This is a genomic window from SAR324 cluster bacterium (assembly GCA_015232315.1).
GTDB lineage: Bacteria > SAR324 > SAR324 > SAR324 > NAC60-12 > JADFZZ01.
In genome coordinates this window covers 58,048-70,857 of sequence record JADFZZ010000005.1, presented here as the reverse complement: position 1 = coordinate 70,857, position 12,810 = coordinate 58,048, and the positions used below count along the sequence as shown (strand labels likewise).

Below are 12,810 nucleotides of genomic sequence, written 5' to 3'. Positions count from 1 at the left end.
TTTTCTGATGAAAAATCCACAAGCACTATCAAGTTCCAGATTTTGTGACGTTTTCAACATTCTCTATCTTGTCAAACAGAGAGGAAAACGCTAACAAACAATTTGTATCCCAAAAAACAGATTTTTTAATCCTTTCAGAAGGGGGAGTATGAAAGCAAAAGCCATTAGTTTGACTCATCCATTGAAACAGCATGTGCGGACCGGGTTGCTGGTCTTGTTGATCAGTCTGCTGTTAAGCGGATTGTGGGGGCAGGTTGTTCGTGCGGAATGGGAGTTGAAAGATGAGAAAGATGGAATCAAGGTCTTTGTGCAAAAGGTTCCGGGGTCTGATTATGACGAGTTTAAGGGGGTTGTTACTTTGAAAACCTCGGTTGCGAGCGTTCTCGCCATGCTGGATGACACACCTTCTTATACAAAATGGATTGATAAATGCGCGGAAGCAAAACTGATCAAATTGCTCAGCTTTACCGAGCGTTATATTTATCAGGTGAGTGATTTGCCTTGGCCTGTGGATGACAGGGATGTTGTGATTCATTCGGTGATTACACAGGAAGCGGAAACCAAAGCGATTATTGTCTCAACAGAGGCTGATGCCAAGTACGAATACCCCTCTTCTGACAGCGATAATGTTCGTGTGCCCTTTTCTCAAGGGTATTATCGAATCCTGGATGTTGGTGATGGACAAACTGAAATCACATGGAGACTGCATACTGTCCCCGGCGGCAGTATTCCAACCAGTCTGGTGAATGCGCTGCTGGTTGAAATGCCGATGAATACTCTGAAAAATCTGAAAAAAGAAATCATGCAGAAAAAATATCAAACCGCGGCGTTTGAATTTTCTCCCGAAGGATCACCAATTGGGTGGGCTGTTAAGGAATGGTAATTTGAAAAACGGGCCTTGGGGCCCGTCTGTTAATTCCCATCATAGAAAGAACGAAGCAATTTGCTTCTTGTGGGGTGTCTGAGTTTACGAAGTGCCTTTGCTTCAATCTGCCGAATTCGCTCCCGGGTGACATCAAAATCCTGCCCGACTTCTTCCAGCGTGTGATCTTTGTTTTCATCAATCCCAAAGCGCATCCGCAACACTTTTTCTTCACGAGGCGTGAGCGTTCCCAAGGCGAAGCGCGTCAATTCGCTCAAGTTTCCATAAGCGGCCACATCACCGGGATTTGTAGCTTTTTCATCAGCGATAAAATCCTTCAACTGTGAATCATCATCATCTCCGATCGGTGTGTCCAGCGAAATGGGTTCTTTGGCGATTTTAAGCACTTTTCGTACTTTGTTCAGCGGCATTTGCATGTGTTCAGCCAATTCTTCCGGTGTTGCTTCACGTCCAAATTCCTGAATCAGTGCCCGTGATGTTCTGGATAATTTATTGATGGTCTCAATCATGTGGACAGGAATCCGGATGGTTCGAGCCTGATCCGCAATGGCCCTAGTGATGGATTGTCGAATCCACCAGGTCGCGTAGGTGGAAAATTTATATCCACGACGATATTCAAATTTGTCCACGGCTTTCATCAGACCAATGTTCCCTTCCTGAATCAGATCCAGAAATTGAAGCCCCCGGTTTGTGTATTTTTTGGCGATACTGATCACCAACCTCAAATTGGCTTCAACCAGCTTGCTTTTCGCGATTTTAACACGTCGCTCTGCCCTTCGCAGAAAGGCCACTTCCTTTTGGAACGCTTCCCAGGTCAACGCTGTCCGTTCCATCATAAAACTTTTCCGGTTACGGCATGCTTCAATTTTTTCATAAGTACGGCGCACAATATTAAATCGCCTTTTGGCAACCTCTTGTATGTCGAGGGCGATTTTTTCCTTGTTTTTGACACCTTTGGCGTTTTTCCACTGTGAAAAAAGCTCGTCCGCTTCCTCCAGCGGAATTTTCAGGTCGTGAATGTACTTATTGAGCTGTTTGATGGTCAGATCAATTTTATCTTTATGTTTGAACATGACATTGCACATGCTCTCAATCTGCCGGGAATTAAAATTGATGTTTCTGATGATCTCCTCGATCTGCCGGTATAATTGATCAATTTCGGCTTTTTGTTTTTCCGACACGCCTCTGGCGGTAACTTTGGCAAGAATTTTCTGAATGTTGTCATATTCTTCCTGACACTTATCGAGCAATTCAATCACACGCACTGTTGCGGCTTCTTCGTCCTCAATCAGATTGTCCTCTTCATCAAGACCAGAAACAATGTGACGTGCTTTCACCTGATTGTGCTTAAGTTTTTTGCATAAATCGAACAGATAATTCAGGATAAGGTTGGAACGTGCGAATATTTTAATCAGCTCGTATTGTCCTTCCTCAATTTCCTGCGCAACCTCGACTTCACCTTCTCGGGTCAACAGCTCAATACTGCCCATTTCGCGAAGGTACATCCGCACAGGATCATCGGTTGACGTGTCAATACCGGGGGCCAGATCGAGTTCTTCCTTCTCAATCAGATCCGTTTCTTGATCTACGGGGCTGTCCATGTTTCCCAGGTTGATCTTTTTATTGGAATCAACAATTTCAATATCAATCTCGGCTAAGATACTGAAAATTCGTTCCAGTTTTTCCTGAGAAGGAATTTCATTGCTGAGATAGGAATTGATGTCATCCAGGGTTACAAAGCCTTTTTCACGGCCTTCAGCGATGAGCTCTTTAATCAGCCGTGCCTGATCTTGAGTGACCTCAGTCTGTTCTACGATAATTGGTTTCATAACAGAAATCCTATGTTAACAAACTTAGCGTGATGGAAATAACTCATTGAGTTTTTGTAATTGTTCTTCCAGATCCTTACGTGCGCTCAAACGTTCAACGACATCAGCAGAATTGATTCTGATATCATACAATTTTCGCAATGGACGTTCCTTCATGTTGCGTAGATCTTTTCTGAATTGCGCTTCAGGATTTTCTTTCAAAAAATTTTCTAAATACACTTCTAACAATTTGGAATACAGTTTGGGAATCATTTTTTCAAATGATTGAATAGATTGCTCCAGAAATTGTTGTTCCGGTAGATTGAGTAATTCTGTATAAATTGACTGAAAAATAGTGGTCTGGAATTCGGAAGGCTTTAAGTGTTGTCGAGCCACATGGATCAATGAACGTTCTGACAACAACGCGTGCAACAGCCTTTTTTCTGTCAAATCCTCTTCCTGCGAAGATAAACCGAGAACGATACCATAATTTTTTTCCGATTGCAAAGGTTCAGATCGTTTCATGATACTTTGTACAGAAATCTTCAATCGCTCCGCCAGCCCTACCAGGGCATTCTGCCTCGCCAGTTCATGCGGAATCTGGTTCATTACGGGCACCAGTTCTTCAAGAGCTCTAGTACGTCCTTGCACATCCATGCCATGTTTGGCAAGCGTTTGTTGCACTAAAAAATCCAAAGCGGGTTCAGCCTGGTCCAATAAACGCTCCAGAGCGGATTTGTCATATTTCAATAAAAAACTGTCAGGATCTTCTTTCTCAGGCAATACCACGACTCTGGTTCTCAAGGGCGATGCCAGCAGAAGAGGCATACTCCGTAATGCCGCGTTTTTTCCGGCCTGATCTCCATCTAACAACACGATGATCTGATCCACATAACGTTGTATCATACGCAGGTGATCAGAGGTCAGGGCGGTTCCGCAGATACCAACGGCGTGGGTGTAGCCAAACGCATGCATGCGAATGACGTCCATGTAGCCTTCTACAAAAATCATTTCTTTTTTCCTGCGGATACTTTCCAGACCTTCAAACACACCATACAGCACCTGACTTTTATTATAATAGCGACTGTCGGGCGAGTTCAGGTATTTGGCCTGTTTAGGGTCCTGCACCATGATTCTGCCACCAAATCCAATACAACGTCCCTTGATATCACGGATGGGGAATATCAGTCGGTCCCGGAAATAATCATAATTGCCACCGCCCTTGGGAGAAGTTTTTGCAATTCCTGTCTGGAGCATATCCTGTGGCTGAATTTTGTTTGCTTGAAGATGCTGAATCAACGTCTGCCATCCGGAGGGCGCGTACCCCAACATAAAGTGCTGTTGAAGTGCTTCAGATACCTGCCGTGATTGCAGATATTGTCGGGCATTGTCACCTTGAGGGAGTTGAAGCTGATTGCGATAAAATTCAGCGGTCAGACCTAAACACCTGAAACCATGATCCTGGTTGCTGGAAGCCTCCTGCGACAGTTCAAGGGTAATTCCCGCACGGTCAGCCAGTTCCTTGACGGCCTCCATAAAGGTCAGACGATCGTGTTTTTTGAGAAACTCAATGGCATCGCCACTGGCACTACAGCCAAAGCAATGGAAAAACCCCTTTTGAGGATGAACCGAAAAGGAGGGGCTTTTTTCAGAATGAAACGGACATAAGCCCATGAAACTGCTGCCTGATCTTTTTAAAGCAACACCTTTGTCCTGGATCAATTGCAAAATATCTGTTTGGTCCACGATTTCGCGAACCTGATGACGGTCAACTTTCATGAAATATTCTTTATTCCTGATTAAAAAATGTCATCCGTTGCTGATTCTCTACCTGTTGTTTTCAGTCACAACCATGAATTGTTCCGCGGCAAGTGATGATGTAACGAAAGAGTTGCGCTCACAATTGAAAATCAAGAAAGAAACAATTCAGACAATGATTCTCCGAAAACAGGAGATTGAAAATCATCTCAACCAAAACCATGACTTATATAAAACCGGGCAGGCCCAGATAAACGCCCTTTCTTCGGGCGCAGTGATTATTCCCGGTCTCTCCTTGTCTCTTGATCCACCTACACGTTCCGCACAATTGTCTCTGAATTATCAGATTCTTTCAAAACCGGGAAGCATTGTCTTTTCGCCTAATCCAGCATTGAATCATGCAATCCGGGAGCTTTTCAAAGCAGAAATCCAACGCATTGAATCCATTCTGAAGCAGAATACCGCAGGATTGAACACCAAACTCTGGAGCTCTCAGCAATTGCAAGTTTTGCAAGAAGATTCACAGATTTATGAAGAATACCTGAAAGACATTCTTTCCAATCTGTCTCAACTCCAGCGTGACACGGAATATCTTGAAAAACAGATTAAACTCGCAAAAAACCTGAACAAAACCAAAGGACTTTATCCCTTGAAGGGCCGTCTTCCGCCACCAGTTGAAGGTCGTTTGATTCAATTGTATGGCACTGCCGGAAAACACCCTCAGGCCCGAATGAATCAATCCCATGGAATCATGGTTTTGACAGCGGCAGATGCCCCGGTCTTTGCGGTCGCACCGGGCAAAGTGGTATTTGCTGACGTTGTCTCGGAGCCTGGTAAACTGGTCATTATTGATCACGGCAAAGAAACCTATTCCATTTATGGCGGACTTAAAAATACCGATGTGGTTAAAGGTTCTTTTGTCGATGAGGCCGATTTGCTGGGGCAGGCTGGTGAGGACTCTGTAACCCGGCAGTTTCAGATACATTTTGAACTTCATGTAGATGGAATCGCCTTGAATCCGCTGAAATGGCTTAAAAAGAACAGTTATTCACATTGATTTCATTACGCATAGAAATAATGAAGGGATGTATTTTTTTCATTCTTTGATTTTCCGGGATCCAGATTAAAAATTGAAATCACTTCAGTTTTGACACCTTGTTTGACATTGATCACAACGAGATCAGACGCTTCAATGATCTGAAACAGACCTCTTCCTGCTCCGCCTTTATCTTTGTTGAGTGAGCCCGCACGACCTTCATAACAGCTTTTCAGATATTCCAGAATCGTTTGTCGGCCCAGTCCGCCAAAGGGATCCTCAACAGAGACGGAAAGCAGCAAACCATCACAGGCATACCGAAACAGGCCTTGTTCTTCCGGTTTCAATTCGACAGGCACTGTTCTCGGCAAATGATTATACAGGGCTTTGCCCATAGCATCGGAAGGTGCGTCATAGATTGCGTTCATCAACAGTTCTTCTGCCACCATGACGCATTTGTTAAGGATCATTTTGCGCACACCCAAATGGTTAAAATAGTCTTCCATTCCATCTGTAAGTTTATGTCGTGAATCACTGTTGATCACAGGATACTGCTGGGCATCCACACCCCAACTCAGATATTTTTCAAAGCCAAACAGATCTTGACTGATCAGTTTGCTAACCGTTGTGAAAATGTTTTTCAGCGTGAAGGTTCGGTCCTCCTCGTTGCGAGATACGATATTGGAAAGAAACGGATACCGATCCAATATCTGTAAATAAGTGGAGGCGCTTTCTGATGTCATGAACACTGATTTTGTATTTGGAGAACATTGATGCGCGATTTCAGACAGTTCAATCAGTTCTGAATTAATACACAGAATATCATAGACGGAAGCCTCCAGTTGTTCTTTGCCCTGCTCAATCGTTGAAACTATATCCAGTTCCACTCCGGTGCCACCCAATGCCATTTTCGCAAGCATCTGTTGTTTTTTATCTGTTTCAGCCAGGAGCACTTTTTTACTCCTGATCGCCTGTTCTGACACATACAGTGACGTGACAGGACGCAATGACTGCTTGATTTCATGCGCATCCCTGATGGCCTGACGGACCATGGCTTTGAGATCCCCGTTACCAATCTGAATCAGGTCCAAAACATCGGTTAAATCAGCCAATTGTGTGTTGTAAAGTTCACTCAGACGCTTGAGAAGTTGTTCCTTGGTCTGGTTGAGGTCTTCAAGTTTGCGGTTGCTCGCCAACAGCGTCGTATTTTGCTGTTCAACCTGATGGAGCGATTCATTCAGTTGTCGTGTTCGATCCAGAACTTTCTTTTCCAGTTCAACCACAAAACTCAGGTCTTCCAATGCGACAGACAGCGAATAGGCCAAGGTGTCAATAAATTCCTTCAAGTCGTCATGGATAAGGTGATGATCAATGCCTTCAATCATGATCGCACCCAGATGATGGTCCCGATGTCCTAGCGGAATATACAGTGTTTGTTCATGCAGAAATGTTTGTGTGTTTCCCGAATCAAAAGATTCCTGAATTAATGCCGGCATGGCAGAACAATTCAGGTGCTTTGTTTCTTTAATAGAATCCATTTTTACATGAGGGAATGGTTCATAATTCAATGGAAACCCGAAATAAGTATATTGATTCCCGGAAGAAAGATTATTCTCTCCAAAATAAAGATGGGCTGTGGCGTTCTCCAAAACAGGCAATTCAGACAATATGGAATTCGCGGCATTGATCATTGTGTGAAATTTATCATTGGCTTCAGCGATTTCTCGAGTGCCCTGCAACAGCAATTTCAACCGGTGGTTGGCCTGCAAAAAGGCAGTGTTGATTTCTGATAACTCCAGATGTGTGTCCACCCTTGCAAGCAATTCTTCCTTAAAAAAAGGTTTGTTGAGATAATCATTCGCACCGCTGTTTAATCCCTGAACCAGATCATTGACCTGATTCTTGGCAGTGAGCATGACGATTGGCAGTGTTGAGGATTGATGTGTTTCCCTGATTTTCTCACACACTTCATAACCGCTCATCCGTGGCATCATGACATCAAGTATGACCAGATCCGGGAGTTGTTTTTCAATGAGTTCAAGTGCGCTAAAACCATCCTGTGCCGTGAGCACCCTGAAATTCCTGAGGGTCAGCAAATTTTTGAGCACTTGCAGGTTCACAGGCTCATCATCAACAACCAGGATCGTTTTTTGTTTCAAACCGGATGCATTCGGAATCTCATCCATTTCATCAATCAAGACGGTATCAGGCATCTGATACTTTTCCCTGGTGAGATCCGAATAGGATGTATCCTGGACTTCCTGTTCTGAGGTGACAGGCAGGTAAAACGAAAAAACTGAACCTTCACCCATTTTGCTGGTTACAGAAATTTTTCCACCATGGGCTTCAACCAGTTGTTTAGTGATGGAAAGTCCCAGTCCTGTGCCGCCATATTCGCGCGCGGTTGAACCATCTACCTGTTCAAAGGAGATAAAGATCTGGTCCAGTTTATTTGCGGGAATTCCAATTCCCGAGTCCACAATATCAATATGAACAAACTGTTGTTCTACTCTGACATTCACTTCGACCTGCCCTTCGTGGGTGAACTTGATTGCGTTCCCAATCAAATTGTACAAAATTTGCTGCAACCGATTATGATCAGCCAGAACCAACGGCATATCTTCAGGCATTTTGCTGGAGAGTCGTAGGGGTTTGGTTCCCACCAGCGTCTTGGAAATGGTCAGTACCAGTTCAATGGTTTGTTTGATATTTTCAGGTTTCAGTTGAAGTTGAAGTTCCGAATGTTTCATTTTGGAAAAATCCAGAATGTCATTGACCAGATTGGACAATCTTTTGCCGCTCTGGACAATGATATGGATGTCATGAGCCAGCCCCGGAGAAACAGGGCCTTTGGCTCCATCCAGAATCGACTCCCCCAAACCAATGATACCATTGAGCGGAGTTCGTAATTCATGGGATGTGTTGGCCAGAAAGTCATCTTTCAATTTATCCAGAACCATCAATCGTTGGGATTGCTCTTCCACGGTGAAAAATGCCTGGGAAAACCTCAGTGAAAGCAGGAAAGACTGGGAAAATATGAAAACGAACAATCCGAGAGGTGTCATGTCATCGGATGAAATGATCTGATTGTGATGCAGAATATCATTGATGATCGCGCAGAACATGATCAGAAATCCACCTACAAAAATACGCGCACCCTCACGTTTTTTAGTCACAGCACGGACCAGCACATAAATACTGATCAGACAGGTAACCAGAGTGAATATCTGATACGATATAGTGAGTTGCGTGAAGAGAATCGGCGGGGTTACCAAAACAAGGAATGATGCCAGAAAACCGATTCCCTGAATAACCCTTAATATTTTTTGGGGGAAATCCTCTGGATATAAAAACTGAATAAACATAGAAAAAAGAGGAACAGCCAGAAAAAATGACACATACTCAAGTTTGGCGGTGATAAACCAGGAAAGATCAGGCAGGGAAATAACCAGAAATCGCTCACCCATGATAATGGTACGAATTGAAATCATTAAGCAGAACAAGCCAAAATACAGGGTTGACAGCTCTTTTCTGCGCAAAGCGTACAACCCGAAATGGTACAGGGACATGACAAAGATGCTGCCAAACAAAAATAGATCTGTGGTGAGTTGACCGAATTTGAATTTTTCAATATGCGATGCCAGTCCAAAACTGACAGTTTCCCAAACCCCACCTTTCAGATGGTAAAAATTGGATACCTGCAATACCAGTTCGATCTCATTCGTATCCGTCGCAAAGGCTTTGGATTGCGGGAGATATTTGGGCTTCATTGTTTCTTTGGAGATGCCGGTTTCTCCGGCCGAAGCCATGAGTTTTCCATTGACCCATAATTTATAGGCGGTTGCCACAGATAGCATTTTCACAGCATAAACAGGCTCTGTCGAGGATACTTTGATTTTCAATCGGTAGGTTGCGTATCCCAGTCCGGAAAGCTTTTTTCCGTCCAGTTCGTAATCATTCCAGATTCCGGGAAGATGCATCCATCCTGTTTTTACAGGCGATGAGTTTAGGAAATCTTCAGGTGACAGAAGTTGATTCCAGTAAAACTCCCATTCGCCCTTGAATTTCAGTAAGCCCGACTGATCAAAATCATATCCGGTCAAATCAAGAACTCCCTGGGAGGCCAAGGTACTATTGGCGAGAGAATTCGCCATTACAAGGTTTCCCACAATTCCTGTAAACAGAAGAAAACTCACGAGAATACGAAAAAACTGAAACATTTCAGGCCTAAGTCTCTAATTGTTAAAATTTTCCGGATCACATTCATATTCCGGAAAACAGTATAATTTCATGAGCCAGTCAGGGGCATGAAGGCATGTATGTCCGGTATGGATTTACCTTCCAGTTTGTTTGTTACATTTTAGAAAAATTTTTCCAAGGGGAAGTGACAAAATTTCTCATACGGATTCGATGTGCGGCAAACCGGATGCGGAAATTTTCAGGACTGTTTTGCAAAAAGGAAGCACTGTCCCTGAATTTCCAAAAAACACCAGACTTCCCTGAAAATGCGGACTCCATTGTTCCAGAAGCGTCATAATCAGCGGGTCAGTTCGTGTGACAAGGGTTTGCCCAAGCAGTATTTTTGTGGATGTCACAATGAACAACACCGCGATGAATCTCCATAAAACCTGTTCAGGCACTTCGGCTAACGGACATCTTCTGTAGGGGATTTCAATCTCCATAAATTCCAGCATTCCATGCACGTGGTGTCGACGATCATGAACCCATACCTGATCTGAAAAGCGACGAGATTCCAGGTTCTGATACATGTTTTTTTCAAAATTTACCCGAGAGATCAAGAGTTGATCTGAATAAATAGAGAACGAAGACGAGGCCTCAATCCAACCGTCTTTTGGCTTGAGCTTTAGTTCAAGCAATTTCCATAATACGCGTGCTTGTTCAGGCTGGTCACAAATGATTTTGATCCTGTCACCCCGCCCGATTTCCCATGTCAGATTCCGGATATCCCATTGATCATCCAGACCATGTGAAACATTATGAAAAGTTAATAATCCTTGAGGCATCGGTTCATGGAAAGCTATACAATGTTATTGAAAACCCCTGAAGAGACGTGGCAGGCTGGACAATGTATCGGCTCATGTCTCAAACCTGGCGATGTGCTTTTGCTAAAGGGGGAGATGGGTTCTGGAAAAACAACAATATGTAAAAGTATCTGTCAAACTTTGTCTGTGAATCCGGATGTGGTGATTTCACCCACCTACACCATTGTCAATGTGTACTCAGGCCGATATCCTGTGTTTCATGTGGATCTCTACCGATTATCGTCTTCACCTCATCCTCAACTGGATGATTTTGACCGGGAAGATCTGATCGCGTCAGACGGAATCACTCTTGTAGAATGGCCTGATCTGTTATTTCCATTTCTGATGGATGACCCTGTACTTTGGCTCAATTTTTCATTCCATGGACACGGACGTCAACTCACACTTGAAAGCAGTCATGCCGGATTTGGCGAAATTTTTCAGTCATTACGACAAGACACAACCCCCTCGGACAACGGTTCTGATGAATATTCTGGCAATTAATACGGCGTTTGATTATCTGGGGATCTGTATTGTCAGCGATGACATGCTTCTGGCAAACTATTATTCCAAATGCAAAAAAAGAAGTTCAAAAATTATTTTTCAGGCATTGGATGAGCTGTTTCAGAATCTGAAAATGGCTATTCAACAGATGGATCTGATTGTTACAGCCACAGGTCCGGGTTCATACACTGGCGTTCGCATCGGCATGACTGCCGCCAAAACACTGGCAATGGTCAACCACAAACCGTTGATTGGCATAAACTCCTTGCAGGTACTGGCATCGCTGATGTCGTCACCAACCTGTGATGCATTTCTGAATTGCCATGCCAAAGAAGTGTTTCATGCGCGTTTTATCAGGGACAACGGTCAACTGACGCAACAGACAGACATTGGCCTGAAAAGCCTGGATGCTGTGTCTGAATCTGAGGAATATCCTGCCATTTTTTACAGTATTGCAACCAACAGCCTTACAATAAAAAATCCTCCTGTTTCAGCGATGCTCCAATATCCTGTGCCTGATGCGTATATGCTGTCACTATTGGGGAAACAGCAGTATGAAATTTCAGGAGCGCCACCACTTTCAGCCATTCAGCCATTGTATATCAAGCAAGACGCCTGATAGTATCCTGCACTGTGTTAAGTGCGCAAATCCCGAATCACTTCTGAAAATATTTTAAACAAAAGTTCCTGATCCTCTTCCAGATTTTCATAGCCGAAGCTCAGTCTGATCATGGTTTTGGCTTTTTTCTGTGGAACTCCCACTAATTCCCAAACGGGAGACACTTTGGATTTTCGTGAGGAACAGGCTGAACCCGTTGAAACAAAGATTCCTTTTGCTTCAAGGTGATGCAGAAACACTTCCGCGGGAACCTGTGGAATTCCAAAATTGAGATAGAACGGTTGAACATAGTCCGTGGTATAGATATACAAGTCCGGATGTTGTTCTCCCAGAAAATCCAGCCATTTCTGTTTGTAATGAATCATTTGAGTGCTTGTTTTTTGCCTGTTTTGCTCCATGATTGTCAGCGCTTTTTCCAGAGCGACAATGCCAAAAACATTTTCTGTTCCGCCACGCCAGCCATTTTCCTGACCACCACCTTCCATGAGCGGTTGCACAGGCAAATCCCGACGCATGATCAATGCGCCAATTCCTTTGGGCGCACCCAGTTTATGCCCACTGAGTGACAGCATATCAATTTCAGCCAGTCGTATTGATAGCGGTATTTTCCCGACAGCCTGAGTCGCGTCGACATGAAACATTATTTTGGGATTGTATTGTTTAATCGCTTTCCCCAACAGCTCCAACGGTTGCAATGTCCCGATTTCATTATTCACAGCCATGCAGGACACCAAACGTGTTTCGCTGGAAAGAACCGACAATAATTGGCTCAGATCAACGGTTCCCGAATGATCAATTGGTAAAATTTTGATTTCAAAGCCCCGTGATTTCAGAAATTCTGCGGCTTTGGTGACAGAAGGGTGTTCTATGGCAGAAATCACAATTTCCTGACCTGAAAGCCTGGACGAGAAAGCCGTGCTCATGAACGCCATGAAATTACTTTCTGTTGCGCCTGAACAAAAAACGACATTTCCAGGGGAAACTCCAAAATAATGGGCTATCCGTTCCCGGGCCGTTTTCACGAATCTTGAAACCTTGACTCCCGGGGAATACAAGGATGAAGGATTGAAAAACTCAGTATTCAGATAAGGAAGGGCCGCTGTCAACACTTCTGGAAATACAGGAGTTGTCGCGGCATGATCCAGATAAAACATGGAGAT

General features: G+C 43.9%; 9 protein-coding genes. 4 read left to right on the top strand and 5 right to left on the bottom strand.

All coding sequences use genetic code 11. The annotated features are described in order from the left end of the window. Positions 1-148 precede the first annotated feature (148 nt). Positions 149-883: an START domain-containing protein gene (locus HQM11_05960; GenBank protein MBF0350555.1), complete on the top strand. Its 735-nt coding sequence runs from the start codon at positions 149-151 to the stop codon at positions 881-883. A gap of 29 nt (positions 884-912) precedes the next feature. Here the strand turns inward: HQM11_05960 and rpoD are convergent, their stop codons facing one another. After that, complete coding sequence (rpoD, locus tag HQM11_05955; protein MBF0350554.1) at positions 913-2,712, bottom strand: RNA polymerase sigma factor RpoD; 1,800 nt, start codon at positions 2,710-2,712, stop codon at positions 913-915. Between the two features lie 24 nt (positions 2,713-2,736). After that, positions 2,737-4,470: a DNA primase gene (gene dnaG / locus HQM11_05950; GenBank protein MBF0350553.1), complete on the bottom strand. Its 1,734-nt coding sequence runs from the start codon at positions 4,468-4,470 to the stop codon at positions 2,737-2,739. Here dnaG and HQM11_05945 point away from each other — a divergent pair. Then, positions 4,469-5,506 carry a peptidoglycan DD-metalloendopeptidase family protein gene (locus HQM11_05945; protein ID MBF0350552.1) on the top strand — a complete coding sequence of 346 codons (1,038 nt, stop codon included), beginning with the start codon at positions 4,469-4,471 and terminating at the stop codon, positions 5,504-5,506. The genes dnaG and HQM11_05945 overlap by 2 nt on opposite strands. Before the next feature lie 5 nt (positions 5,507-5,511). On the opposite strand, the gene HQM11_05940 is transcribed toward HQM11_05945, so the two are convergent. Further along, positions 5,512-9,639, bottom strand: coding sequence for a response regulator (locus HQM11_05940; protein ID MBF0350551.1), 4,128 nt, complete (start codon positions 9,637-9,639; stop codon positions 5,512-5,514). Between the two features lie 243 nt (positions 9,640-9,882). Then, positions 9,883-10,509, bottom strand: a complete 627-nt coding sequence (locus HQM11_05935; GenBank protein ID MBF0350550.1) for a hypothetical protein — start codon at positions 10,507-10,509, stop codon at positions 9,883-9,885. A gap of 6 nt (positions 10,510-10,515) precedes the next feature. Between HQM11_05935 and tsaE the strand changes: the two genes are divergently transcribed. Next, positions 10,516-11,031: a tRNA (adenosine(37)-N6)-threonylcarbamoyltransferase complex ATPase subunit type 1 TsaE gene (gene tsaE / locus HQM11_05930; protein ID MBF0350549.1), complete on the top strand. Its 516-nt coding sequence runs from the start codon at positions 10,516-10,518 to the stop codon at positions 11,029-11,031. Further along, positions 11,012-11,650: a tRNA (adenosine(37)-N6)-threonylcarbamoyltransferase complex dimerization subunit type 1 TsaB gene (tsaB, locus tag HQM11_05925; GenBank protein MBF0350548.1), complete on the top strand. Its 639-nt coding sequence runs from the start codon at positions 11,012-11,014 to the stop codon at positions 11,648-11,650. Before tsaE ends, tsaB begins: the two co-directional genes overlap by 20 nt. Positions 11,651-11,667: 17 nt before the next feature. Here tsaB and HQM11_05920 read toward each other — a convergent pair whose 3' ends face one another. Then, a complete protein-coding gene (locus HQM11_05920; protein ID MBF0350547.1) occupies positions 11,668-12,804 on the bottom strand; it encodes a cysteine desulfurase in 1,137 nt (378 codons plus the stop codon). Positions 12,805-12,810 lie beyond the last annotated feature (6 nt).